At 73.4% G+C, this 22,074-nt stretch carries 26 protein-coding genes and 1 pseudogene; 15 read left to right on the top strand and 12 right to left on the bottom strand.

The window, feature by feature from the left end:
• Positions 1-72: 72 nt before the first annotated feature.
• From ACFW47_RS24530 to ACFW47_RS24515, 4 genes are all read left to right on the top strand, one after another.
• Positions 73-906, top strand: coding sequence for an IclR family transcriptional regulator (locus ACFW47_RS24530; RefSeq protein ID WP_386284391.1), 834 nt, complete (start codon positions 73-75; stop codon positions 904-906).
• Between the two features lie 42 nt (positions 907-948).
• Complete coding sequence (pepE, locus tag ACFW47_RS24525) at positions 949-1,674, top strand: dipeptidase PepE (RefSeq protein ID WP_386284393.1); 726 nt, start codon at positions 949-951, stop codon at positions 1,672-1,674.
• A gap of 176 nt (positions 1,675-1,850) precedes the next feature.
• Positions 1,851-3,722, top strand: a complete 1,872-nt coding sequence (locus ACFW47_RS24520; RefSeq protein WP_386307102.1) for a LamG-like jellyroll fold domain-containing protein — start codon at positions 1,851-1,853, stop codon at positions 3,720-3,722.
• Between the two features lie 123 nt (positions 3,723-3,845).
• Positions 3,846-5,072 (top strand): cytochrome P450, encoded by a 1,227-nt coding sequence (locus ACFW47_RS24515; protein WP_386284399.1) that lies wholly within the window; start codon positions 3,846-3,848, stop codon positions 5,070-5,072.
• Positions 5,073-5,093: 21 nt separating this feature from the next.
• Here the strand turns inward: ACFW47_RS24515 and ACFW47_RS24510 are convergent, their stop codons facing one another.
• From ACFW47_RS24510 to ACFW47_RS24490, 5 genes are all read right to left on the bottom strand, one after another.
• Entirely contained in the window at positions 5,094-6,356 is a 1,263-nt protein-coding gene (locus ACFW47_RS24510) for a cytochrome P450 (RefSeq protein ID WP_386284401.1), read from the bottom strand.
• Positions 6,353-6,988 carry an ATP/GTP-binding protein gene (locus ACFW47_RS24505; protein WP_386284403.1) on the bottom strand — a complete coding sequence of 212 codons (636 nt, stop codon included), beginning with the start codon at positions 6,986-6,988 and terminating at the stop codon, positions 6,353-6,355. The genes ACFW47_RS24510 and ACFW47_RS24505 overlap by 4 nt, the downstream gene beginning before the upstream one ends.
• Positions 6,969-7,325 (bottom strand): DUF742 domain-containing protein, encoded by a 357-nt coding sequence (locus ACFW47_RS24500; RefSeq protein ID WP_386284405.1) that lies wholly within the window; start codon positions 7,323-7,325, stop codon positions 6,969-6,971. Before ACFW47_RS24500 ends, ACFW47_RS24505 begins: the two co-directional genes overlap by 20 nt.
• Positions 7,322-7,741, bottom strand: coding sequence for a roadblock/LC7 domain-containing protein (locus tag ACFW47_RS24495; protein ID WP_217251431.1), 420 nt, complete (start codon positions 7,739-7,741; stop codon positions 7,322-7,324). The genes ACFW47_RS24500 and ACFW47_RS24495 overlap by 4 nt, the downstream gene beginning before the upstream one ends.
• 125 nt (positions 7,742-7,866) lie before the next feature.
• Positions 7,867-9,567 carry an ATP-binding protein gene (locus ACFW47_RS24490; RefSeq protein ID WP_386284407.1) on the bottom strand — a complete coding sequence of 567 codons (1,701 nt, stop codon included), beginning with the start codon at positions 9,565-9,567 and terminating at the stop codon, positions 7,867-7,869.
• A gap of 278 nt (positions 9,568-9,845) precedes the next feature.
• Here ACFW47_RS24490 and ACFW47_RS24485 point away from each other — a divergent pair, with 278 nt between their 5' ends.
• From ACFW47_RS24485 to ACFW47_RS24465, 5 genes are all read left to right on the top strand, one after another.
• Entirely contained in the window at positions 9,846-10,256 is a 411-nt protein-coding gene (locus ACFW47_RS24485) for a hypothetical protein (protein ID WP_386284409.1), read from the top strand.
• Positions 10,257-10,307: 51 nt separating this feature from the next.
• Entirely contained in the window at positions 10,308-10,802 is a 495-nt protein-coding gene (locus ACFW47_RS24480) for a hypothetical protein (RefSeq protein ID WP_386307101.1), read from the top strand.
• A 58-nt stretch (positions 10,803-10,860) separates the two neighbouring features.
• A complete protein-coding gene (locus ACFW47_RS24475; RefSeq protein ID WP_386307100.1) occupies positions 10,861-11,646 on the top strand; it encodes a DsbA family protein in 786 nt (261 codons plus the stop codon).
• A complete protein-coding gene (locus ACFW47_RS24470; protein ID WP_386284415.1) occupies positions 11,639-12,484 on the top strand; it encodes a cytochrome c biogenesis CcdA family protein in 846 nt (281 codons plus the stop codon). The genes ACFW47_RS24475 and ACFW47_RS24470 overlap by 8 nt, the downstream gene beginning before the upstream one ends.
• Before the next feature lie 67 nt (positions 12,485-12,551).
• A complete protein-coding gene (locus ACFW47_RS24465; RefSeq protein WP_386284418.1) occupies positions 12,552-13,391 on the top strand; it encodes a lysozyme in 840 nt (279 codons plus the stop codon).
• A 45-nt stretch (positions 13,392-13,436) separates the two neighbouring features.
• On the opposite strand, the gene ACFW47_RS24460 is transcribed toward ACFW47_RS24465, so the two are convergent.
• The 5 genes from ACFW47_RS24460 to ACFW47_RS24440 form a co-directional block, all read right to left on the bottom strand.
• Entirely contained in the window at positions 13,437-14,162 is a 726-nt protein-coding gene (locus ACFW47_RS24460) for an FAD binding domain-containing protein (RefSeq protein WP_386284420.1), read from the bottom strand.
• 174 nt (positions 14,163-14,336) lie between these two features.
• Positions 14,337-15,140 (bottom strand): alpha/beta fold hydrolase, encoded by an 804-nt coding sequence (locus ACFW47_RS24455; protein ID WP_386284422.1) that lies wholly within the window; start codon positions 15,138-15,140, stop codon positions 14,337-14,339.
• 9 nt (positions 15,141-15,149) lie between these two features.
• Entirely contained in the window at positions 15,150-15,953 is an 804-nt protein-coding gene (locus ACFW47_RS24450) for a hypothetical protein (RefSeq protein WP_386284424.1), read from the bottom strand.
• A 119-nt stretch (positions 15,954-16,072) separates the two neighbouring features.
• On the bottom strand, positions 16,073-16,690 hold the full coding sequence (locus tag ACFW47_RS24445) for a sigma-70 family RNA polymerase sigma factor (protein WP_386307099.1): 618 nt from the start codon (positions 16,688-16,690) through the stop codon (positions 16,073-16,075).
• A 192-nt stretch (positions 16,691-16,882) separates the two neighbouring features.
• Positions 16,883-17,599: a hypothetical protein gene (locus tag ACFW47_RS24440; protein WP_386307097.1), complete on the bottom strand. Its 717-nt coding sequence runs from the start codon at positions 17,597-17,599 to the stop codon at positions 16,883-16,885.
• A 352-nt stretch (positions 17,600-17,951) separates the two neighbouring features.
• On the opposite strand from ACFW47_RS24440, the gene ACFW47_RS24435 reads away from it, so the two are divergent.
• The 3 genes from ACFW47_RS24435 (at position 17,952) to ACFW47_RS24425 (ending at position 19,590) form a co-directional block, all read left to right on the top strand.
• Positions 17,952-18,167 carry a hypothetical protein gene (locus tag ACFW47_RS24435; RefSeq protein WP_383286832.1) on the top strand — a complete coding sequence of 72 codons (216 nt, stop codon included), beginning with the start codon at positions 17,952-17,954 and terminating at the stop codon, positions 18,165-18,167.
• Between the two features lie 102 nt (positions 18,168-18,269).
• A complete protein-coding gene (locus ACFW47_RS24430) occupies positions 18,270-18,875 on the top strand; it encodes a flavodoxin family protein (RefSeq protein ID WP_386284431.1) in 606 nt (201 codons plus the stop codon).
• A 151-nt stretch (positions 18,876-19,026) separates the two neighbouring features.
• Positions 19,027-19,590 carry a Dps family protein gene (locus ACFW47_RS24425; protein ID WP_386284433.1) on the top strand — a complete coding sequence of 188 codons (564 nt, stop codon included), beginning with the start codon at positions 19,027-19,029 and terminating at the stop codon, positions 19,588-19,590.
• A gap of 87 nt (positions 19,591-19,677) precedes the next feature.
• Here ACFW47_RS24425 and ACFW47_RS24420 read toward each other — a convergent pair whose 3' ends face one another.
• A complete protein-coding gene (locus ACFW47_RS24420) occupies positions 19,678-19,842 on the bottom strand; it encodes a hypothetical protein (RefSeq protein WP_386284435.1) in 165 nt (54 codons plus the stop codon).
• A gap of 34 nt (positions 19,843-19,876) precedes the next feature.
• The gene (locus ACFW47_RS24415) at positions 19,877-20,233 is read right to left on the bottom strand and encodes a PRC-barrel domain-containing protein (RefSeq protein ID WP_386307095.1); all 357 of its coding nucleotides are present in this window, start codon (positions 20,231-20,233) and stop codon (positions 19,877-19,879) included.
• A 174-nt stretch (positions 20,234-20,407) separates the two neighbouring features.
• Here ACFW47_RS24415 and ACFW47_RS24410 point away from each other — a divergent pair, with 174 nt between their 5' ends.
• The 3 genes and pseudogenes from ACFW47_RS24410 to ACFW47_RS24400 form a co-directional block, all read left to right on the top strand.
• Positions 20,408-20,761 carry an STAS domain-containing protein gene (locus ACFW47_RS24410; protein WP_386284440.1) on the top strand — a complete coding sequence of 118 codons (354 nt, stop codon included), beginning with the start codon at positions 20,408-20,410 and terminating at the stop codon, positions 20,759-20,761.
• Positions 20,758-21,687: an anti-sigma factor RsbA family regulatory protein gene (locus ACFW47_RS24405; RefSeq protein ID WP_386307093.1), complete on the top strand. Its 930-nt coding sequence runs from the start codon at positions 20,758-20,760 to the stop codon at positions 21,685-21,687. Before ACFW47_RS24410 ends, ACFW47_RS24405 begins: the two co-directional genes overlap by 4 nt.
• Positions 21,688-21,874: 187 nt before the next feature.
• A pseudogene (locus ACFW47_RS24400) lies at positions 21,875-22,074 on the top strand (RNA polymerase sigma factor SigF); the annotation flags it as partial.

Genomic DNA, 22,074 nt, shown 5'->3' with positions numbered 1-22,074 from the left:
CAATTCAGGTCTGCATGGTGAGATGGGCGGGACGACGACCGCACAGTGACCAGCCCAGCGAGGAGAGCCGCCATGGCCGACCGGCCCGCCCAGCCCTCGGACCGCAAGACGCCGGCCGGAGCGCTGCAGACCGTCGACCGCGCCCTCCTGGTGCTGCTGGCCTTCGAGCGCAGCCGTCCCGACTGGGGCGTGACGGAGATCGCCGGTGAGTTCGGCTGGGACACCTCGGTCGCCCAGCGGCTGCTGTCCACGCTCGCGGGCCGCGGCTTCCTGGTCTCCGACCCGGCGACGCGCCGCTACCGCATCGGCCCGGCCGCCCTGCGCCTGGGCCGTCTCTGGGAGCGCTCGGGCTCCCTGGAACTGCTCGCCGAACCGGTCCTCCAGGACCTGCGCGCGGCGACCGGCGACACCGTCCTGTTCTGCCTGCCCGACAGCTTCCACATGCGCTGCGTGGCGGCCGTCGAGGGTGAGGAGGGCCCGCTGCGCTACTACCCGCTGGTCGGCGAGCTGTACCCGGCGCACGCGGGCGCCACCAGCAAGTCGTACTACGCCTTCCTGCCCGACGACCAGCGCCACCGGCTGTTCCGCGGCCGCCCCATGGCACGCTTCACCGAGCGCACGGTCACCGACCCGGACCAGCTGGAGCAGGAGTTCCGCCGGGTCCGCGCCCAGGGCTACGCCTGGACCGTCGGCGAGTACGACGCCGGCATCGGCACGGTCGCCGTGCCGGTGTTCCTCGGCTCCGAGCCCTACGGCAGCCTCAGCCTCGGTGCCGCCAAGGAACGCTTCCCCGAGGGCCCGGAGGACCGCCTGGAGGTGCTGCGCCGCGCCGCCCGGCTGCTGGAGCGGCGCCTGACGCACCCTCCGCAGCACCAGCGCCGCCCGCGCTCCACCCGTACCGCCTGAACCGTCAACGCATCACTGATCCCCCGTCGACGAGGACACCCCGTGAATCTGCTGCTCCTGTCCAACTCCACCCAGTACGGCCGCGGCTACCTGGAACACGCCCTCGGCACCGTGACCGGCTTCCTGCCCGGCGGCGCGCGGCTGGCGTTCGTGCCGTACGCCCTCGCGGACCACGACGCGTACACCGCCAAGGTGCGCGGCGCGCTCGCCGGCGCGGGCATCGACGTGCGGGGCGTGCACGAGGGCGGCGACCCGCCGGCGCGACTCGGTGAGGCGGACGCGGTCTTCGTCGGCGGCGGCAACTCCTTCCGGCTGCTGAGCGCCCTGTACCGCACGGGGCTGCGGGAGGCGCTGATCAAGGCGGTGGGTGACGGGCTGCCCTACATGGGAGCCAGCGCCGGTACGAACATGGCGGCGCCCTCGCTGCGCACCACCAACGACATGCCCATCGTCGAGCCCCCGTCCTTCGAGGCGCTGGGGTTGGTGCCCTTCCAGATCAACCCGCACTACCTCGACCCGGACCCCTCCTCGACGCACAAGGGTGAGACCCGCGAGGAGCGGCTGACGGAGTTCCTGGAGGAGAACGACGTGCCCGTGCTCGGGCTGCGGGAGGGTTCCTGGCTGCGGGTCGACGGCGAGAGGGCGGTGCTCGGGGGCGAGCGGGACGCACGGTTGTTCCGGCGGGATACCGAGCCCCGGGAGCTGGCCGCGGGCTCGGACGTGTCCGAGCTGCTGCGGGTGACGGCAGCGTTCGACGCGCGGGCGTAGGCGCGAGGACCCAGGCGATCCGCTCTCGTGGACAGCACGCCCGGCCTGTCCGTCCCCGTGAGCCCCACCAGTCGCCCGCCGCCCACCACGCTGCGTTCAGCTCACCGTCGACGGGCGGTCAACGCCCGTGAGCACCGTGAGCCGCGCACGGTGGACTTCCCGCTCCTGGAGGGCAGATGAGCACGGCGGAACAGCATGAGCGCCCGGGCAGACGAACGGTACTGAGAGCGGCCGTGGCCGGCGGCGTCGCCGCGGCGGCGACCGGTGCCGCGGCCGCGGTACCCGCGCAGGCCGGCGAGTCGGCGGGGCGGCGGCACTTCGACACCGACAGCCCGCGCTTCACGCTGGCCGTCCTGCCGGACACGCAGTACCTGTTCGACGCGGACAGCACCGACCCCGCTCCCCTGCGGGAGACGTTCCGCTACCTGGCGGCCGACCGGTCCGGGGCCAACATCGCCTTCATGACCCACCTGGGCGACGTCACCGAGCACGGCACCGAGGACGAGATCCGCCGCGCCGCCGGGACCTTCCGCGCGCTGCACGGCAAGGTGCCCTACAGCGTGCTGGCGGGCAACCACGACATCGCCTCGTCGACGGACGACCAGCGCGGCGACTCCGCCTACCTGCGGGAGTTCGGGCCCCGGCGCTACGCCTCGATGCCCACCTTCAAGGGCGCCTCGCCCGACGGCTACAACAGCTGCCACGTGGTGCGTGCCGCGGGCCGCGACTGGCTGGTCCTCGCCCTGGACTGGCGGATCTCCGACAAGGGCATGGGCTGGGCGCAGGGCGTGCTCGACGCCCATCCGGCACTGCCCGCCGTACTCACCACGCACGACCTCGCCTTCGCGGACGAGGAGGGCGGCGCCCGGCTCTCCGGCAACGGGCAGCGGTTGTGGGACGGTCTGATCCGCAGCAACGACCAGATCTTCCTGGCGCTCGGCGGACACTACTGGCCGCCCGGCCGGACCGTCCTGCGCAACGACTCCGACAACGATGTCCACGTCCACATCACCAACTACCAGGACCGCTACTACGGCGGCGCCGGCATGATCCGCACCTACGGGTTCGACGTCGTGCGCAAAGTGATCGACGTGGAGACGTTCGCGCCGTGGTTCCTGGCCCGCGATCCCGCCCGGCGGTCGCCGCTCGAGGCCGAGACGGTCGAACTGACGGGCCTCGCCGACCGGTTCAGCCTGAGCATCGACTTCGACGAGCGCTTCCGGGGCTTCTCCCCCGTCGTGCAGCCCGAGCCGCGGCCCGCCTCCGCGGTGATGCCGCGCGGCACGATCGCCTACTGGAGGTTCGACGCCTCCGGCATGAAAGCCGTCCCGGACGGCGGCCCGGTCACCGACGGCTCCGTCGTCCGCGACCTGTCCGGCAACGGCAACGACCTCACCGTCGGCCGTCTGCACTCCAGCGGTCCCGAGGCGCTCACCTGGTCCGCGGATCACCATCCCGGGCAGCCCGCCCACGCCTGCCTGCGCTTCGACGGCGGCAAGGACCCGGACCGCGGCGCCGTCCTGCGCACCGGCGCGCGGGCCCCGCTCAACAGCGAGAAGTTCCTGCGCGGGTACACCATCGAGACCTTCGTGCGGCTCCCCGAGCCCTTCCAGGGCGATCACAGCTGGATGGGCATCCTCAGCTGGGAGGGGCGCAACGGGGAGGCGGGCAAGACCACCGGCTGGTCCCCGCTGGAGCCCACGTGCAGTCTCAACCTGTCCCCGGAGCGGTTCCTGCAGTTCGTCGTCTACCCGCACCGCCAGGACGCGGACCCCACCTCGTGGAGCCACGCCGTACCGGTGGGACGCTGGATGCACGTCGCCGTCGTGAACGACGGCCGCCGCACCGTCGTGTACGTGGACGGCTCGAAGATCGCCCGGAACCCGACGGCCCCCTCGACCGGCATCGCGACCCTGGGCAGGCCCTTCGTCCTCGGTGCCACCCAGTTCGACGGCGCGTTCGGGCAGGGCTTCTACGGCTGGCTCGGCGACACCCGGATCGTCGACCGGCCCCTGCGGACGCGGGACTTCCTCACTCCGTCCGACTGACGCGGCCGCCGGGGACGGGACACGGCACGACCGCCGGGCGTACGAGCCGCCCGCGCGGTCTGTCGGGCCCACCCGGTCGTCAATAGCCTGGTGCGGTCAGGCCGTTGTCGACCGAGGAGCCCCATGTCCACCGCGCAGCAGGTCCCCGACATCCTCTCCCCCGAGTTCGCGGCGAACCCCTACCCCGCCTACCGGGTGATGCGCGAGAGCGCGCCGCTCATCCGGCACGAGGCCACCAACAGCTGGATCGTCTCGCGCTACGAGGACGTGGAACGCGTCTTCAAGGACCGCGCCGGACAGTTCACCACCGAGAACTACGACTGGCAGATCGAGCCCGTCCACGGCAGGACGATCCTCCAGCTGAGCGGCCGCGAGCACGCGGTACGGCGTGCGCTGGTCGCCCCGGCCTTCCGCGGGGCGGAGCTGCGGGAGAAGTTCCTGCCGGTCATCGAGCGCAACTCCCGTGAACTCATCGACGCCTTCCGGCACACCGGGCGCGCCGACCTGGTCGCCGACTACGCGACCCGGTTCCCCGTCAACGTCATCGCGGACATGCTGGGCCTGGACAAGGCCGACCACGACCGCTTCCACGGCTGGTACACGTCGGTCATCGCCTTCCTCGGCAACCTCTCCGGCGACCCCGAGGTGGCGGCGGCGGGCGCCCGCACCCGGGTGGAGTTCGCCGAGTACATGTTCCCGATCATCCGGGAGCGCCGGGAGAACCCGGGCGACGACCTGCTGTCCGCCCTGTGCGCCGCCGAGGTGGACGGGGTGCGGATGAGCGACGAGGACATCAAGGCGTTCTGCAGTCTGCTGCTCGCCGCGGGCGGCGAGACCACCGACAAGGCCATAGCGAGCATCTTCGCCAACCTGCTGGCGCACCCGGAGCAGTTGGCGGCCGTGCGCGAGGACCGGAGCCTGATACCCCGCGCCTTCGCCGAGACGCTGCGCTACACGCCGCCCGTCCACATGATCATGCGGCAGACGGCGGCCGAGGTGGAGCTGAGCGGCGGCACCATACCGGCGGGCGCCACCGTCACCTGTCTGATCGGCGCGGCCAACCGGGACGGGAACCGCTACCGCGACCCGGACCGTTTCGACATCCTCCGCGACGACCTCACCACGACCACCGCGTTCTCGGCCGCCGCCGACCATCTCGCCTTCGCGCTCGGGCGGCACTTCTGCGTCGGGGCGCTGCTGGCGAAGGCCGAGGTCGAGACCGGCGTCGGCCAGTTGCTGGACGCCATGCCCGGCCTGCGGCCTGCCGACGGCTTCGACGTGGTGGAGCAGGGCGTCTTCACCCGGGGGCCGCAGTCGCTGCCGGTCCGGTTCACGCCCGGCACGGCCTGACCGGGGCGCCGCCCTCGCCCGTCACGGCACCACGGGCGTGAAGAGGACCGGCAGGGCCGTCAGTCCGCGCATCCAGATGGAGGGCCGCCAGGTCAGCTCGTCGGGGTCCACCGCGAGCACCAGGTCGGGGAGGCGTTCCAGCAGCGTCTCGACCGCCGTGCGGGCCATGACGTCGGCGAGCAGCGGTGCCGGGTACGGGCACCGGTGTTCGCCGTTGCTGAAGGACAGGTGCGCGGAGTTCTCGGCGCCGACGTGCGCCTCGGGCCACAGCTGCGGGTCGGTGTTGGCCGCGGCCAGGCCCAGTACCAGGCAGTCGCCGGCCCGGATCTGCCGGCCGCCGAGCTGGGTGTCGTTCACGGCCCAGCGGCCGATGAAGTTCTGCGTCGGCGTGTCCAGCCACAGCACCTCGTTCAGCGCCTCGCCGACGCTGAGCCGGCCGCCCGAGACGTTCAGGGCGAAGCGTTCGTCGGTGAGCAGCAGCCGGAGGGTGTTGCCGATCCAGTTGGCGGTGGGCTGCTGGGCGGCGGCGATGACGGAGATCAGGTCCTGGACGATCTCCTCGTCGGTCAGCCCCGCCGGATGGGTCAGCATGCGGGAGGTGACGTCGGGGCCGGGCCGCTCCCGCTTCTGGCGCACCAGCCGGTGGATGCGCTCGCCCACCCGCGCGTAGGCCGCGACCGGGTCGTCGCCCTCCGCCGCGTCCAGGGAGACGCGCAGGTCCTCGACGAGCTGCCGGGTGTCGTCGCCGCTGTGCGGCATCCCGCACATCCGCACGGCGGCGCGCATCGGCAGGGCGTGGGCGTAGTCCCGCATCAGCTCGGCCCGGCCGCTGCCCGCGAACGCGGCGATGAGCCCGTCGGCGAGCTGGCGGCAGTCACGGGCCAGTTCGAACTGGTCGATGCCCGCGAGGGCCTGCGAGATCACGCCGGCCCGCCGCCGGTGCTCCTCGCCCTCGGTGAACAGCACGGACGGCTGGTGGCCGACGTAGGGCAGCAGCGGCCAGTCGGGCGGGATGGCGCCCCACTGGTTCCAGCGGCGCGAGTCCCGGGCGAACAGCTCGTCGTGGCTGGTGACATAGCTGACCTCGGTGTAGCCGAGGACCAGCCAGGCGGGGACGCCGCCGTCCAGGAGTACCGGGGCGACGGCGCCGTGCTCGGCCCGGAGGCCGCGGTAGAGCTCCGACGGTGTCTGCTGGTACTCCAGTCCGGCGAGCGCCACGGCCTTGTCGTGCGCGGGGCACGCGGGCGGTGCGGTGCGGTCGGGAGCGGGGTCGATGTCGGTCACGGTGCGCTCTCCTGGGCCAGGGCCAGTCGGTAGAGGTGGTCCACGAGGGTGACCAGTACGTGCTTGCCCGAGGTCCGCACCCGTGCGTCGCAGTCGATCAGCGGTACGTCCTCGGGCAGGGCGAGTGCCTGTCGGATCTCGTCCAGGGAGTGCCGGGCGCGGTCGTCGTCGAAGCGGTTGACGGCGACCACGAACGGGGTGCGGTGGTGTTCCAGCCGGTCTATCGCGTACCAGGAGTCGTCCATCCGGCGGGTGTCGACGAGGACGACCGCGCCGAGGGTGCCGGAGAACAGCCGGTCCCAGAGGAACCAGAAGCGCTCCTGGCCGGGAGCTCCGAACAGGTACAGGACCATACGGTCGTTGAGGCTGATCCGGCCGAAGTCGAAGGCCACGGTCGTGGTGGTCTTGCCCGTGACCTGGCCGGTCTCGTCGACGCCTACGCCGGCCTGGGTCATCACCTCCTCGGTGTTGAGGGGGCGGATCTCGCTGACCGAGCGGACGAGTGTGGTCTTGCCGACGCCGAAGCCGCCCACGACGACGATCTTCAGGCCGGTCTCCGCGGCGTGGGTCAGGGGCGTGCGGCCCGAGGCCGTGGCGGTCGGTGAGGGTGGGTCAGAGGTTGCGGAGCCCATGGAGCACCTCCTGGAGAAGGGCGGTATCGGGGTGCGACGCGGCGGACTGCCCCAGGCGTGGGTGGCGTGCGGTGATCCGGCCGGTGGCGAGCAGGTCGCCGAGCAGGATGCGGACCACCGTGACGGGCAGGTTCAGCTCGGCGGCGAGCTCGACCACTGCCGTCGGGTACCGGCACAGGTCGAGGATGCGCGCGTGTTCCGACTGCATGCCGGCCGCCGGTTCGCATTCGCTGACCACCAGTGTGACGAGGTCGAACGAGTCGTCGGCACGGCTGCGTCCACCGGTGACCGTGTAGAGCCGGTCGGGTTCGCCGGTGTCCACGGGCCTGCGCGTCACGGCGTACTGCTCCCGGGGACGGCGTGGCGCGGCTCGGCCCGCAGGTGCTCACCGATCTGCTCGACCATCTCGGTCATCTGGTGGCCGACCACGCCCGGATCGGCGTCCTCCACCGCGACGACGGCCAGGTGCGCGCCCTCGCCGGCCTCCACGATGAAGAGCAGTCCACCGTGGAACTCGGTCATGGAGTGCCTCACGCCGCCGGTTCCGTCGCCGAACTCGACGGAGGCGCCCTGGGCGAGGGCCTGGATGCCGGAGCAGATCGCGGCGAGCTGGTCGGCCCGGTCGAGGGTGAGGTGTTCGGTCCAGCACAGTTTGAGGCCGTCGCGGGACAGGACGAGGGCGTGCCGGGTGCCGGGGGTGCGGTCGAGGAGGTTCTGCAGGAGCCAGGTGAGGCTGTTGTCGGTGGTCTGCATGGTGGGTGGGGGGACGGTGGTTCCTGGTTCTGCGGTCACCGGCCCGTTCCTCCAATCTCACGAGCTCGAAGGGCGAGGGGCGCCGATGCGCGCCGTGGGGTGCGGCGGGGGCGAGTGCGGCGTGGCTACCCGGGAGCGGGCGGCTCGGTCCCGGCCGCCCCGCCGCGGCGGCCGCGGTGGAAGGCGCCGAAGCTGGAGCCGGCGTCCCGGGGCGCCGACACCGGCCGGTCCGGCGTCCGGCGGTGCTGCTCCCGGCGTTCGCGTTCGGCCGCGGCCATCGTGCGGCCCGGGGAGCGCACCGGCAGCCCTCCTGCGGTGGCGGGCGCGGAGCGGGGCGGCGTCGTCGGCTGTTCGGTGAGGTCGGGGCGGACGTCGGGGACGCGCCGCCTGTCCACCGGGGCCTCGGCGGCCGGAGCGGGGCCGGGGACGGCCAGGGCGCCGGTGGCCGTGCGCCCGAAGGTCGCGGAGGGGCCGGGGTCCCGCTGCTGGGCGAGCAGTTGCGGCGGGACCAGGACGACGACCCCCGTGCCGCCGCGTGAGGAGGGCCGGTAGCTGACGCCGATCCGGTACTTGGCGGCCAGCCGTCCGACCACGGCGAGGCCGAGCCGCGTGCCCTGGAGCTGGGCCAGGTCGTTCATGCGTCCCGACACCGCCTGTTCGGCGTGGCGCATGGCCGCGTCGGCCATCTTCAGTCCGCTGTCCTCGATGGTGATGACGATTCCGGCGGTACGTTCCTCCACGTAGACGTGGACCTCGTCGATGGGCGGCGAGAAGTTGGCGGCGTTGTCCATCAGTTCGGCGAGGAGGTGCATCACGCCCTCCGCCGCGTACCCGGAGATCGCGGCGCTGGTGGAGCAGTGCATGCGGACCCTGCGGTAGGCGGCGATCCGCCCGACGGCGCCGCGCAGGATGCTCTCCATCACGATGGGCTTGTTCCAGGCCCGGCTGGAGCGTCCGCCCATCAGGAGGGCCAGACGGTCGGTGACGAGGCCGAGCTGCGAGGTGCTGTGGTCCAGGCGGAGCAGGTCGCCGAGGACTTCCTCGCCGTGGCGGTCCTGCATGTCCCGCAGGTCGGCGAGCATGCCGACGGCCTTGGCCTGGACGCGGCTCAGGGACTTGGCGGCGGCCGCCTGCGCCGCGGCGGTGCGCCGTTCACTGTGGGCCAGTTCCCGGACGAAGAGTTCGGCGCAGGCGCGTGCCTGCCGGCCGCGCGGCCACTCCAGTTCGGCGAGGACGACGTCCGCCGAGGTTCCGTCGCGCAGCTTCTCCACCGCGGCGGGCAGGGTGCTGCTCGTGAGGTGCTCCAGCTCCTCGGTGAGCCGGCGCGTCTCCTGGAGTGCCTGCCGGTGGCGGGAGTCGGCGTCCGCGGACTGCCGGGCCGCGTCCTCGGTCAGCGCGGCGAAACTCTGCGCGACCTGGCGCAGGTGCGCGCCGGAGACGGGAGCGGTGTTCGCCACTGCCTCCTCGGCGCTCGCACCGTCGCGGACCTGCTGGGCGATGCCCGGCAGGGCCACGTTGACCAGGTGTGCGAAACCCGCGCTCTCGTGGGCGAGGCGGGCCTTGAGGGCGGTGATCTCCGCCCTCCGGTCGGCCGCGGTCCGGCGCGCCCGCCCGACCAGGTGGGAGCCGAGTACGACGGCCACGGCGACGCACAGCCAGGACGAGACGGCGAGGGTCGCGGTCCAGCTCCGGGCGGTGTCGGGGGCCGCCGCCCAGGCGGCGCCGGCGGCCGCGGCGGCCGCCGGCAGCACCACCAGGGGAACGGCGGGAGTGGTGCGGCGGGCTTTCTGCGCCCGGGGCGGGGTGGGGGGTGCAGACACTGGCATTCCGCGGTCCCTCGGGTCCTTGAGAGCGGGGAAAAAGGCCGGGTCGACAGGCGTCGGCGGGCCTGCGGCTCATGCTAGTCAGCGCCCGGTACGCGTAAGCCGGACCGACCGCGGACCCCACCGAGGAGCGAACTTCCCCGGCATCTCGCCGATCGAACGCAGCGATGTGATACAGGCGTTCCGGGGCGCCGCCCTCCACCCGGTGGCGGGTATGTAGGGTGGCTTCCGCACATCTCCCCGAGTCGTCCCCGAGCAGTCCTGCGGTAGGAGCCGTCCCCATGTCCCAGCGCGGCAGGCACACCCGAGCGGTGTCGCTGCTTCGTTGCGCGCTGGCGATGGTCACCGTGGTCGTCGCCGTGCTGTGCGCGGCGGGCGCGGGCCGTTCACCGGCCGCCGCCGAGGAGTTCGCCGTGGCCGGCTCTTCGGCCGCCGTCGCCGCACTCGCCGTCGACCGTGCCCCGGGGGACGAGGTGTCGCCCGCGGCGCCGCGTCCCTGCGAGAAGAAGGGCCTGGCCGAGCAGTCGTCGACGCGCGGGGACCTCCGCGTTCCGGAGACGCCGGCCCCCGGCACCGCGGACTCGGCCGCCCAGCGCGGGACGGCCCCGTCGCCGGCCGTCCGTGCGACCGCCGGGCCCGCGCCGCCCGCGAGTTGTGCCAGTGCTGCCTCGACCACCGTTCTGAGGATCTAGACCGGCCCGTCCGTGCCGCGTCCGCCGCATCCTCTCGAACGGAGCAATCCCATGCCCTCCTCCCGGTCGCCGCGCCGGGCGGGAGCGGCCCTCGTGTCCTGGCGGCCCGCTCAGTGGGCCGCCGCCGGGACCGGTGCCGTCCTGACCGCTGTCGTCGTGGGTGTCCCCACCGCGGTCGTCCCCTCGCCCTTCTTCTCCCGGACGGTCCCCGTCCAGTGGTGGAACCATCCGGTGCTCGCGGCCACCGCCGTGCTCGCGGGCCTGGTGCTGGCCACCTTCGTGCGCCCGCCCGGAGCCTTGGCCGCGCCGCGGCCCGACGGTCCCGGCAGCAGGCTGGGCCCCCTCGGCGGTGTGCTCTCCGTCCTCGCCGTGGGCTGTCCCGTCTGCAACAAGGTGGTCCTGCTGCTCCTCGGCAGCTCCGGCGCGCTGGCCTACTGGGCCCCGCTCCAGCCGGTCGTCGCCGTCGCCTCCCTGGCGCTGCTCGCCGAGGCGGCGCTGCGCAGGCTGTCGACGGCCGAGGCCTGCCCGGTGCGGACCCGCGTCTGAGCGCCGGCCACGGCCCTTCCCGCTTCTTCCCTCCTTCCTCCTTCCGTGGAGTCGACCCATGAACGCTGCATCACGCCTGCCCGGCAAGTCCCGTCCGGCGCCGCGCCGCCGGCTGCGGGTGGTCCTGGCCGCCCTGGTCCTCGTGGCCGCCGTCACCGTCGCCGCCCTCTCCCTGGGCGGTGGCGGCACGTCCGCCGGCCGTCCGGCCACCGCGTCGTCCTCCGGCCCCGCCTCAACCGCCCCGCCCGCCGATCCCGCGCTGCTCGCGCTGGCCCGCCGGGACGCCGACGACCCGTACGCCCTGGGGAAGCCGGACGCACCGGTCGTACTGATCGAGTACTCGGACTTCCAGTGCCCCTACTGCGGCCGGTTCGCCCGCGAGACCAAGCCCGAACTGCTGCGCGACTACGTCGACGAGGGCGTCCTGCGGATCGAATGGCGCCACTTCCCGATCTTCGGCGCGGAGTCGGAGCAGGCGGCCCGGGCCTCGTGGGCGGCGGGGCGGCAGGGCCGTTTCTGGGAGTTCCACGACACCGCCTACGGGCAGCCGCGCGAGCGCAACAAGGGCGACTTCGCGGAGAAGGAACTGATCACCATGGCCGAGGAGGCGGGCGTTGAGGACCTCGGCCGCTTCCGCGCGGACATGGCCTCCGCCGCGGCGGACGAGGCCGTGAACCGGGACATCGAGGAGGGCTACGCGCTCGGCGTCAGCAGCACCCCCGCCTTCCTCGTCAACGGACGGCCGATCCTGGGCGCCCAGCCCACGGACGTGTTCGCCGAGGCGATCAAGACGGCCGAGGCCGCCGCCGGAAAAGCGCGCGCACAGGGAGGGACCGATGAGTGACCCGGGCTTCGCGGTGGCCTTCCTCGGCGGGCTGCTGGCGCTGCTCAGCCCCTGCTCGGCCCTGCTGCTGCCGGCGTTCTTCGCCTACTCGTTCACCAGCCGCACCCGGCTGCTGGGGCGGACCGCGCTGTTCTACGCGGGACTGTGTCTGACCATGGTGCCGCTCGGCGTGGCGGGGTCGCTGGCCGGGCGCCTCTTCTACGGGCACCGGGACCTGCTGGTCACGGTGGGCGGCTGGCTGGTCGTCGCCCTCGGGGTGGCACAGGTGCTGGGCCTCGGCTTCGGTTCACGCCGGATGCAGCAGGCGGCCGGGGCACCCCGGTCGGGTTCGGCACTGTCCGTGGCGGCGCTGGGCGCGGTGTACGGGCTGGCCGGCTTCTGCGCCGGGCCCATCCTCGGCAGCGTCCTGACGGTTGCCGCCATGGGGGGTGACCCGTGGCGCGGTGGGGCGCTGCTCGCGGTGTACGCCCTGGGCATGGCCGTGCCGATGTTCGTGCTGGCGGCGCTGTGGGACCGGCTCGACCTCGGGCGGCGGAACTGGCTGCGCGGACGGCCGGTGCGGCTGGGACCGCTGCGGACGCACTCCACGTCATTGGCGGGCGGGGTGATGTTCATCGTCCTCGGCGCGGTCTTCCTGCTGTTCGACGGCACTTCAGCGCTGCCGTCGCTGCTGGGTGTGGACACCGAGTTCGCCTGGGAGCAGCGGATGAGCGGGATCGGCGAGACCGTCTCCGACCGTGCGCTGCTGGGTGTGCTCGCCCTGGTCGTGGCGGTGGGGGCGCTGGTCGTCCTGGTGCGCGGGGTGCGGGGGCCGCGGCGCGGCGGGCCGGAGGATTAGGGCCTTCCAACACCGTCTGGGTGACTGTGGGATGCGGCCGGGCGGGACAGCGGATCGGATGGGTGCCATGCGCAAACCCATAGCCGTGGCGTCCCGCCACTCACGCCGCCTGCTCGCGTCGGGCGTCCTCCTCGCCTCCCAGTCACTCCTGCTGACCCTGTCCGCGGTCCCCGCGTCGGCCGACGGGGCGGGTGTGACGCCCGCCCGCGGCACCGCCCACATGGGCATGGGCGTCCTGGCCCACGAGGGCGTCCAGGGTGTGCCCGCGGGTACGCGGGCCGTCCAGACCGAGGGCGTCGACGTCTCCAGCCATCAGGGCAACGTGGCCTGGTCCACCCTCTGGAACAGCGGGGTGAAGTGGGCCTACGTGAAGGCCACCGAGGGCACGTCCTACCGGAACCCCTACTACTCGCAGCAGTACGGCGGTTCGTACGACACCGGCATGATCCGCGGCGCGTACCACTTCGCGATCCCGGACGGCGCGGGCGGTGCCGCGCAGGCCGACTACTTCGTCGACCACGGCGGCGGCTGGACCAAGGACGGCCGGACCCTGCCGGGTGTGCTCGACATCGAGTACAACCCGTACGGCGCCACCTGCTACGGCAGGACGGCGAGCCAGATGGTCGACTGGATCGGCGACTTCCTGGACCGCTACAAGGAACGCACCGGCCGCCACGCGGCCATCTACACCTCCACCAACTGGTGGAAGCAGTGCACCGGCAACTACAGCGGCTTCGGCGACACCAACCCGCTGTGGGTCGCCCGGTACGCGTCGAGCGTGGGCGAGCTCCCGGCCGGCTGGGACTTCCACACGATGTGGCAGTACACCTCGACCGGGCCGACCGTCGGGGACCACGACAGGTTCAACGGAGCGCTCGACCGCGTCAAGGCGCTGGCCAACGGCTGACGCCGCAGTACGTCCGCCGGCCCACCGAGGCCGGCGGACGGCCCGTCAGTGGCCGGAGAGGGACTCCAGGATGCCGGCGACCTGTTCACGCACGACCTCCCGGGCGCCGGAGGGCAGGGCGCCGACGTCCGTGCGTTCCAGGGCGCCGAGCACCTGCTCGGCGCTCCCGTCGTCGCACGGCGCGCTCTCGCTGAGCACCTCGTAGCCGTCGCGGACGGCCACCCGAAGGTGACGGCGTCCCTCGTCGTCGGTGTGCACGGCGGTGGCGACGACCAGGGGCGGCGGGCCGCCGGCCTCGGCGGGCTGCTTGCGGTAGCCGCTGGCCACCGGTGCGCGCCAGCGCAGACCGAGCAGCAGGTGACGCTTGGCCAGGACCTCGGCCAGGTCGGTCTCGTAGGCGCGGTCCGGTCCCAGGACGGTCGGACGGGCGTCCAGGACGAGGGCGGCGGGCAGCAGGCAGCGCAGGCTGCTGCCGACTATGTTCCCGCCGACCGTGGCCGTGCGGCGTACGGCTCCGGTGCCCACCGTGCCCGCCGCCCGGCGCAGCACCTCGGGCACGCGGTCGTCGATGCGGTGCAGGACCACGGCGCTCCCGAGTGCCTCGGGTTCGAGCACGTTCGCCTCCGGCAGGTCGCGCAGCGACATGGCCAGTGCCGGGAAGCCGTCCCGTTGCCAGGCGGCCCACACGAGGGTGGCCCCGCCGATGGGCACCGCTCCCTCCGCCATGCACTCCTGCGCTTCGGACACGGACGTGGGCAGACGCAACAGCATGGCGATCGACCTGCTTTCCCGGCGGGCGGCGGTACGACGACGTCTCGCCTCCCGCCGCGTGATCACGGCCACTGCGCATTGTCCGTTCGGCCACGGGGGCGCGTACAGGGCTCACTCACCCACGATGTGCGCTGTTCACGCGCCGGAGCACTACGCCGGAACGCGGGCCGGCGGTCACAGGCTCTCGGCGAGGAAGCGCAGCAGCGCGGCGTTGAAGCGCTCGGGTTGCTCGACGCCGGGGAGGTGGCCGGCCCCCTCGATCACGGCCAGGGCGGCGTGCGGGACGAGCCGCCGGACGGCCTCGGCCTCCGCCACGGGGGTGTAGACGTCGTCCGCGCCGACCAGGATCAGGACCGGTGCCCGGACCGAGGCCAGGACGTCCCGGTAGTCGGGGCGTTCGGCCCGGCCGCGCAGCGCGGCGGCGGCGCCCCGCGGGTCGGTGGCGCACATCATCTTCAGGACGCGGGCGGCCGCGTCCGGCATGGCGGTGACGTTGTAGGCGGCGAGCATCTTGTCGATGACCTCGTGCGCGTAGCCGTCCATGCCCTCCGCGAGGAGCCGGTCGGCCAGCCGGTTCCGGAACGCCTTGCCCTCAGCGGTCTCCGCGGGTGCCGAGGTGTCGGACAGGACCAGTGCCCGTACCCTCTCCGGGTGGCGCGACTGGAACTCCATGGTGATCTGTCCGCCCATGGAGACGCCGCCGACCACCGCGCGTTCGATGCCCAAGTGGTCCAGGAGGGCGGCGAGGTCGTCGGCGAAGTCGGCGAGCAGCACCTTGCCGGCGGTCACACTGCTGCGGCCGTAGCCGCGCAGGTCCGGGGTGACCACCCGGTACCCGGCCGCCGTCAGGGGTGCCACCTGGGGCGCCCACAGGGTGCGGTCGAACGGATGGCCGTGGATCAGCAGGAGCGGGAGCCCCGACGAAGGGCCGAAGTCGTCGTACTCGATCGTGGCGCCACGTACGGATACGGAGTTCATCCGGGCACTCTATCCACGCGAGGGGACGCACAGGTGCCCGGTCAACTCCGCGCGCAGCTGCCCCACTTCCTTCCGGACCAGGCCGGGCACCTGTGCGTTCCACTGTGCCGCGGCACCGTCCAGCGCCTCGGCGAAGGCCCGGTGCGCGCGGCGTCCGGCCACGGCCATGGCGACGGGGAGCAGGGGACGCACGAGGGAACGGCCCCTGACCCGCGCCTTCACGGTCACCCGCCAGCGTCCGTCCGGAGCCGGTCGCGGCACGGCCGTCACGGTGGCGCGGGCGACCGCGTGCGTCACGGTCCCGCTCACCGGCGCGGCGGAGGACCGTCGGCCGCGTCCGGCCGCCGACGACCACCATCTGCCGAGATCCAGGCGCAGGCGTCCGGTGCCGCCGAGGTGCTTCGCCCCCTTCCCCCCGCCGGTCCGCACCGTCGCCTCCAGCCACGCCTCGCGCGGCCGGTCGGCGCTCCGGACGCCCAGTACGCAGGCCAGCCGGGCGGGGTGGGCCGGATCGTCGTCCTGCGTGACGATCTCGAGTGCCGTCTCACGGCGGCGGTCCCAGGCGAGCACGGTGACGGCCGGTTCGGTCTCCGGGCGTCCGTCCGCCCCGCCGGTGGCCCGGTAGCGGGCGCCGGGCCGCAGGTGGCGTCCCTCGGTCAGGACCAGGTCGGGCAGCGGGCGTCCGTCGGGCAGCCGCAGCGTCGCGCCGTCGGCCTCCGTGCCTTCGGCGAGGTCGTGGAGCATGCCGAGGCACGACTCCAGCAGGTGGCGGGGCACGGGGACGAGCGTGACGGTGTGCTGGAAGCGGGCCATGGGGCCACCATGGCTGCCCGGGAGCGTCGGGTCATGGGGGCGGTCCGGCAGGGTCGGCCCCCTGTTGGCTGCCGGTCTCCGGACCGCCCTTCACCGTCGTGCGTCACGCGGCTCGCGCGTCACGCGGCGGTGGTCACCGGCAAGGGACGCTCCGCGTCGTTCAGCCACTCGATCAGGGAGCTGCGGGCTCGGGCTACCCGTGACCGCACCGTCCCTATCGGACAGGCGCTGACGTCGGCCGCCTCCGCGTAGGGCAGCCCGAGCATCTGGGTGAGGACGAAGGCCTCGCGCCGCTCGTCGGGGAGGGTGGCCAGCAGGTCGGCGAGGGCGATGCCGTCCTCGAAGCCCGGCAGACCGCGCGGCTGGGTGCGTTCGGCGGCCGACTCCCAGTCGTCCGTCGCCGCCGGCCGTGGCCGGGCGGCGTTGTAGCGGATGTTGTCGACCACCGCGCGGCGGGCGATGGAGAGCAGCCAGGTACGGGCCGAGGACCGCCCCTCGAAGCGGTGCAGGCTGCCGAGGGCCCGCAGGAACGTGTCCTGGGTGAGGTCGTCGGCGCTCTGGGGGTCGGCACCGAGGAACGTCACGTAGCGGCGGACGTCCCGGTGCAGAGCGCGTACGAAGTGGTCGACCGCGTCGGGGTCGCCGGTGCCCGCGGCGAGCGCCCACGCCGTGATGGACGCCTCCTCGGCGTCCGTGTCCGGCTGCCGGCGGGCAGGGGGCAGGGCAGGAGTGATCACCTGTGTCCGTCCTTGTCGGGATCAGGAATCCGGTCTCCGGGCGGGCTCGCCCGCGCGGGACGTGCAGGCGGCACGGAGAAACCGGTGACGGGGTTGCGGCCGGGCGCGGAAGCGCGGCCGGTGCCCGGGGCGCGACGCCGTCGGTTCGACGGCTCGGCGGGTTCGCCGGCGGCCTCGGGGAGCCTGCTGCCGTCAGGCGACAGCGCTCCGGGCGGGCGGACCCCGGGAGGTGATCGCATGGGCGAGGGTGAGGCGGCGCGGCGCCCGGTCGGAGGTCGCCCGGCCGGGACGGACCCGGGGCCGGTGCGGCGGCGCGGCCGGCCGCAGCGGCAGGCGCAGCGGGGCGACGAGCCGGGCGGCGAGGGACCGCACGATGCGGAAGGCGGCGCGCTCGCCGTGGGCGAGCCACAGCCCGCACAGCAGCGCGGCCACCAGGTGGGCGGCGAGCATCCCCGAGGGGGACATGCCGCCCATGCCGTGCCCGACGGCGTGCACGCCGTGCGTGGCGTGCACGGCGTGCACGCCGTGGTCCGCGGCGCCCATCGGCATCGGCATGGCGCCCGGTTCCGCGCCCGGATGCGACGGCATCCGGCACAGCAGGATGTCCAGCCACCGGCGTACGAGGGACGCGTCACCGGCGGAACCGGGGTGCGCCGTCGCCTGGGCGAGCGAGAAGGCGGCGTGCAGGACGGTCTGCGCGGCCACCGCGAGCAGGACGACTGCGACGGAGCCGCGCTCCCGGCCGGCGAGCCACCAGGCGGCCGCCCCCGTCACCGACGCGCCCGCCGCCACGGTCCACCAGGGCACGGCCGCGCCGGACATCAGGAGGTGGCCCAGGGCGGCGAGCAGCACACAGACGGCCGCGAACACCGCGGCCCGTACCGTGCGACAGCACCACCCTGCTCTCATCGCGGCCCCATCCTCGCATCCGGGCTTCCGTGATCACCGGTGAGTACGGGTTCCGGTCCGGCTCCCCACTCAATCCGACGCGTGTGAGGCACGCCATACCCCTGGGCACCCGGCCTCTCACACGCCGCACCTCACGCACGTACGGTCGGACGGCGGCCCCGTCCGGTTCCCGGCCGTCCCCGTGTCGTCGAAGCGGCGGAGGCGGAGCGGGGTGCACCGGCGCACGGTGGCCGTCCGCCGTGCCTCCGCACCGGACGCGGGCCGCGCGTCCGCTGCCGCCGCGCCGGGTATCTCCCCGGCAGCCCCGCGGCCGCCGGTGCGGTCGCTCGTTCCCCACGGAAGGCGCAGGAGTATGACCGAACCTCACGGGCTGGAGCCCGTCGCGACGTTCTGCGGCAACTGCGACTGCGGCTGCCCGCAGCTGTTCGTCGATCCGGCCGCCCCCGCGGAGCAACGGATCGTCCTGACCGACGACTTCGGCCAGCGCGTGCAGATGAGCGCCGACCAGTTCTCGTCACTGGTCGAGGACGCGAAGCGGGGCAGGCTGGACGGCATCGCGGCGCCCTGACCGGTCCGCCGGACACCCGCCCGCGACCGCCGTGCGGCCGGGCGGGTGAACGCCTTCCCGCCGGGACGGTCACGAGCCGCCTCGCGGGGAACAGGGACAGGCATGCGCGCACTCGTCATCAACTGCACCCTCAAGCCCTCCCCCCAGCCCTCGAACACCGAGGCCCTCGCCGGCACGGTCATCGCGGCTCTCAAGGGCCACGGCGTCGAGGTGGACGTCGTACGAGCCGTCGACCTCGACCTCAAACCCGGCGTACAGACCGACATGGGTGAGGGCGACGACTGGCCCGGTGTGCACGAGAAGCTGCTCTCGTCGCAGATCCTGGTCATCGCGTCACCGACCTGGCTCGGCCGCCCGTCCTCGGTCGCCCAGCGGGTCCTCGAACGCATGGACGCCATGCTCTCCGAGACCGACGCCGAGGAGCGCCCCGTCGCCTACAACCGCGTCGCCGGCGTCCTGGTCACCGGGAACGAGGACGGTGCCCACCACGTGATCAGCGAGATCAGCGGGGCGCTCACGGACATCGGCTACACCATCCCCGGCCAGGCGTGGACCTACTGGCACCTCGGCCCCGGCCCCGGCCCCGACTACCTGGACGACGACCGCGGCCACGACTGGTCGGCCTCCACGGGCCGGGCCATGGCGTCGAACCTCGTCCACGCGGCCCGAGCGCTCGGCGCGATGCCGCTGCCCGCCCCGCCGTCCTGACCGTGCGGGGAGGAGCCCTGACGATTGGCTCGCCCCCGGCGGGAGACCCGTGCTCCTCGGACACACCGGCCGTGCATGTCTGCCGCCGCCGATGCGGGGCATCCGTGCACGTGGAACGACATACGAACCGCATGAGGAGCTGAAGTCCGCCATGACGCACGACCTGACCCCGAAGTACACGGTCCCCGGCATCGAGCGCGAGGCCGCCGGGCAGCTGATCGGCGTGCTGCGCATGCGTCTGCACGCCCTCAACGATCTGCACCTGACCCTCAAGCACGTGCACTGGAACGTCGTGGGACCGCACTTCATCGCGGTGCACGAGATGATCGATCCCCAGGTCGACCAGGTGCGGGAGATGGCCGACGACGTCGCGGAGCGCATCGCCGCGCTCGGCGGGGTGGCGCAGGGCACGCCCGGAGCCCTGGTCTCCGAACGGAAGTGGGACGACTACTCCATCGGGCGGGCCGACGCCATCGCCCACCTCGGCGCACTCGACGTCGTCTACACCGGCGTGGTCGAGGGGATGCGCGCGGCGGTCGAGGAGGCCGGGAAGATCGACCCCGCCACGGAGGACCTCCTGATCGGCCAGCTCAGGGACCTGGAGCAGTTCCAGTGGTTCGTGCGGGCCCATCTGGAGAACGCCGGCGGCACCCTGGCCACGGGCACCGCGACCTCCGAGACGGAGGCGGCGGAGCGTGGGGCGGAACTCGGCTAGCCTCACGACGCAACGGCACCGGGGCCGGCCGCCGGGCGGTACGCGCGGTCGGCCCCCGTGTGCGCGCCGTGTTCGCCGGGCAGGTGCTCAGCGTCCGGGGCGTCCCCGGCGCCCGATGAGCACCCCGACGAGGATCAGGTCGGCGACCAGCACCCCGACGCCGACGACGAACAGGTAGAACAGCCCTTCGGCGGCCAGTCCGATCACCCCGAGGACCAGCGCCACCAGCAACAGCAGCAGGAACAGGCTCATGGCCGTCTCCCCTCGGGAAAATGCGCCGGACGGTTCAGCGCCGGCCGAGCCGCCGCTCGCCCCGGCTGCCCTGCTCGTACGGCAGGTCGTAGTGGGCGAAGACCGCGCCCTCCTCCTCGGCCGCGAGCTCGCCGTCCGGGTCGATGCCGGGCGCTTCCTTGACCAAGCCCTTGTCGTAGGTGACCTTCAGGTAGCTCGGGCCGACCGTGGCCTTGTCGACCGGGACGAACACCAGCCGCCGACGGGTCGGCAGTCCGATGGTGACCGCCGCGAACGCGGGCCGGTCGGTGGCGGTGTCGAAGTAGATGGACTCGAGGGTGCCGATCTTGCGGCCGCCGCTGTCCACGACGTCCTGGCCCCGCCAGTCACGGATGTTGTCGGCTTCGAACATGGTCTGTCTTCCCTTCCGAGGACGCGCTCACTGTCTTGTTCCCCGCTTCGCTCGCCCGTCGCATGTTTTGTCGCCTCTCCGGCGTACGGCGCCCAGCCCGCGATAGGCTGCCTGGCCGGAGAGGGCGCCCGGGTTGGGACGGGACACCCGGCGGATTTCCGAAGGAGACCGAGTGTGGATGCCACAGGCCCCACGGGCGGACCGTCCCGGTACCGGGACGGGGCCGTGCTGGAGGTGGGTCCGTTGCCCGGCCGTCCCGGCATCCGTGCCAGCGGAGAGATCGGCGTGACCACCCGCCGGTCCTGGGAGAACGCTCTCACCGAACTGTCCCGGCGGCACGCGGACGTCTCCTACGTGGAACTGTCCGGCGTGTGCTTCGTCGACGTGGCCGGCGTGGCGGCGCTCGCCGTCACGGCCATGAACCTGCCCGGCGGGCGGGTCGTCGTGGAGCAGCCGCCGCCGCAGCTGCCCCGGGTGCTGGAGCTGTTCTGGCCGTCGCTGCGGCGTATCGAGGTGGCACCGCGATGAGCACCGTGGACACCGAGGAGACCTTCTCGCACCCGGCCCTGTTCTACCGCTCCGAGGGCGAGTACACCGACCGGACGGTGTCGTTCGTACGGGAGGGGCTGGCCGCCGGTGAGCCGGTGGCGGTGGCGGTTCCGGCCCCCAATCTCGAGCTGATCAAGAACGGCCTGGGCGCGGACGCGCGGGACGTCACCTTCCTCGACATGCGCGTGGCCGGGCGCAATCCGGGGCGGATCATCCCCGGTGTGCTGCGGGCGTTCGCCGACGGCCACGACCGGGGACGGGTACGGATCATCGGCGAGCCGGTCTGGGCCGGGCGGAGCGCCGCGGAGTACCCGGCGTGCGCAGAGCACGAGGCGTTGATCAACGAGGCGTTCTCGGGCCGTGCGGCGACCATCCTGTGTCCGTACGACGCGACCCGGCTGGACGCGGACGTCCTGGCCGACGCCCTGGTCACCCACCCGACGGTCATCGACCGGGGAGGCGAGCGGGCCAGCGGGGCCTACGACTGGCGCGCGGTGGTCGCCCGGTACAACGAGCCGCTCGGACCCGGGCCGGGCGCCGCCGCTCTGGGTTTCGGTACCGGGGAACTGCCCGAGGCGCGCCGCTTCGCCGTGGACCGGGCCAGGTCGCTCGGCCTGTCCGAGCGGCGGCTGCCGGACGTGGAACTGGCGGTGGCGGAGCTGACCACCAACAGTGTGGTCCACGGCGGCGGCCGGGGAACGCTGGCGGTGTGGGCCGAGGCGGGGCACGTGGTGTGCGAGGTCCGCGACACCGGCCGGCTGACCGATCCGCTCGCCGGGCGCCGCCCCCCGCGACCGGGGCAGATCGGCGGGCGTGGGCTGCTGCTCGTGCACCACGTGGCCGACCTGGTCCGGACGCACACGGGGGACGAGGGCACCGCGATCCGCTTCTATGTCCGTCTCTGAACTTTCCCTGTCGGTCTCTGCCGTCCCTCACCCGCTTCCGCGAGATGTCTGCTTTCGGGGAGTTTCTGATGCCGCCTCGGTCCGGTCCGCACCCGGGAAGGCATGAGAGCCATGGCCCGGGGTAGGCGGTCAGTCGTCGGCCGGTGAGCCGACGGTGACGGGGGCCGATCGACTGGGAGGGCACATCATGGCGACGACGACCGCACAGACCACCGCGCACACCACCACGGGCATGCCGGAGGTCGCGGACCCGTCCAAGGTGGCGCCCAAGGACGCGCGGGAGTTGTCGAAGCTGTTCTTCGAGCAGCTGACGGTGCTGGAAGAGGGCACGCCCGAGTTCCAGTACGCGCGCAACACGCTGATCGAGATGAACATGTCCCTGGTCCG

Source organism: Streptomyces sp. NPDC058796 (assembly GCF_042745235.1).
Classification (GTDB): domain Bacteria; phylum Actinomycetota; class Actinomycetes; order Streptomycetales; family Streptomycetaceae; genus Streptomyces.
The sequence above is the reverse complement of the archived record's forward strand: the minus strand, read 5'-3'. Positions and strand labels throughout refer to the sequence as shown.

What these genes read in the sequence shown, in the direction of transcription:
- ACFW47_RS24530 (WP_386284391.1), top strand. Translation starts at nt 73, where the DNA reads ATGGCCGACCGGCCCGCCCAGCCCTCGGACCGCAAGACGCCGGCCGGA.
- ACFW47_RS24520 (WP_386307102.1), top strand. Translation starts at nt 1,851, where the DNA reads ATGAGCACGGCGGAACAGCATGAGCGCCCGGGCAGACGAACGGTACTG.
- ACFW47_RS24515 (WP_386284399.1), top strand. Translation starts at nt 3,846, where the DNA reads ATGTCCACCGCGCAGCAGGTCCCCGACATCCTCTCCCCCGAGTTCGCG.
- ACFW47_RS24505 (WP_386284403.1), bottom strand. Translation starts at nt 6,988, where the DNA reads ATGGGCTCCGCAACCTCTGACCCACCCTCACCGACCGCCACGGCCTCG.
- ACFW47_RS24495 (WP_217251431.1), bottom strand. Translation starts at nt 7,741, where the DNA reads ATGCAGACCACCGACAACAGCCTCACCTGGCTCCTGCAGAACCTCCTC.
- ACFW47_RS24490 (WP_386284407.1), bottom strand. Translation starts at nt 9,567, where the DNA reads ATGCCAGTGTCTGCACCCCCCACCCCGCCCCGGGCGCAGAAAGCCCGC.
- ACFW47_RS24485 (WP_386284409.1), top strand. Translation starts at nt 9,846, where the DNA reads ATGTCCCAGCGCGGCAGGCACACCCGAGCGGTGTCGCTGCTTCGTTGC.
- ACFW47_RS24480 (WP_386307101.1), top strand. Translation starts at nt 10,308, where the DNA reads ATGCCCTCCTCCCGGTCGCCGCGCCGGGCGGGAGCGGCCCTCGTGTCC.
- ACFW47_RS24475 (WP_386307100.1), top strand. Translation starts at nt 10,861, where the DNA reads ATGAACGCTGCATCACGCCTGCCCGGCAAGTCCCGTCCGGCGCCGCGC.
- ACFW47_RS24470 (WP_386284415.1), top strand. Translation starts at nt 11,639, where the DNA reads ATGAGTGACCCGGGCTTCGCGGTGGCCTTCCTCGGCGGGCTGCTGGCG.
- ACFW47_RS24465 (WP_386284418.1), top strand. Translation starts at nt 12,552, where the DNA reads ATGCGCAAACCCATAGCCGTGGCGTCCCGCCACTCACGCCGCCTGCTC.
- ACFW47_RS24460 (WP_386284420.1), bottom strand. Translation starts at nt 14,162, where the DNA reads ATGCTGTTGCGTCTGCCCACGTCCGTGTCCGAAGCGCAGGAGTGCATG.
- ACFW47_RS24455 (WP_386284422.1), bottom strand. Translation starts at nt 15,140, where the DNA reads ATGAACTCCGTATCCGTACGTGGCGCCACGATCGAGTACGACGACTTC.
- ACFW47_RS24450 (WP_386284424.1), bottom strand. Translation starts at nt 15,953, where the DNA reads ATGGCCCGCTTCCAGCACACCGTCACGCTCGTCCCCGTGCCCCGCCAC.
- ACFW47_RS24440 (WP_386307097.1), bottom strand. Translation starts at nt 17,599, where the DNA reads ATGAGAGCAGGGTGGTGCTGTCGCACGGTACGGGCCGCGGTGTTCGCG.
- ACFW47_RS24435 (WP_383286832.1), top strand. Translation starts at nt 17,952, where the DNA reads ATGACCGAACCTCACGGGCTGGAGCCCGTCGCGACGTTCTGCGGCAAC.
- ACFW47_RS24430 (WP_386284431.1), top strand. Translation starts at nt 18,270, where the DNA reads ATGCGCGCACTCGTCATCAACTGCACCCTCAAGCCCTCCCCCCAGCCC.
- ACFW47_RS24425 (WP_386284433.1), top strand. Translation starts at nt 19,027, where the DNA reads ATGACGCACGACCTGACCCCGAAGTACACGGTCCCCGGCATCGAGCGC.
- ACFW47_RS24420 (WP_386284435.1), bottom strand. Translation starts at nt 19,842, where the DNA reads ATGAGCCTGTTCCTGCTGCTGTTGCTGGTGGCGCTGGTCCTCGGGGTG.
- ACFW47_RS24415 (WP_386307095.1), bottom strand. Translation starts at nt 20,233, where the DNA reads ATGTTCGAAGCCGACAACATCCGTGACTGGCGGGGCCAGGACGTCGTG.
- ACFW47_RS24405 (WP_386307093.1), top strand. Translation starts at nt 20,758, where the DNA reads ATGAGCACCGTGGACACCGAGGAGACCTTCTCGCACCCGGCCCTGTTC.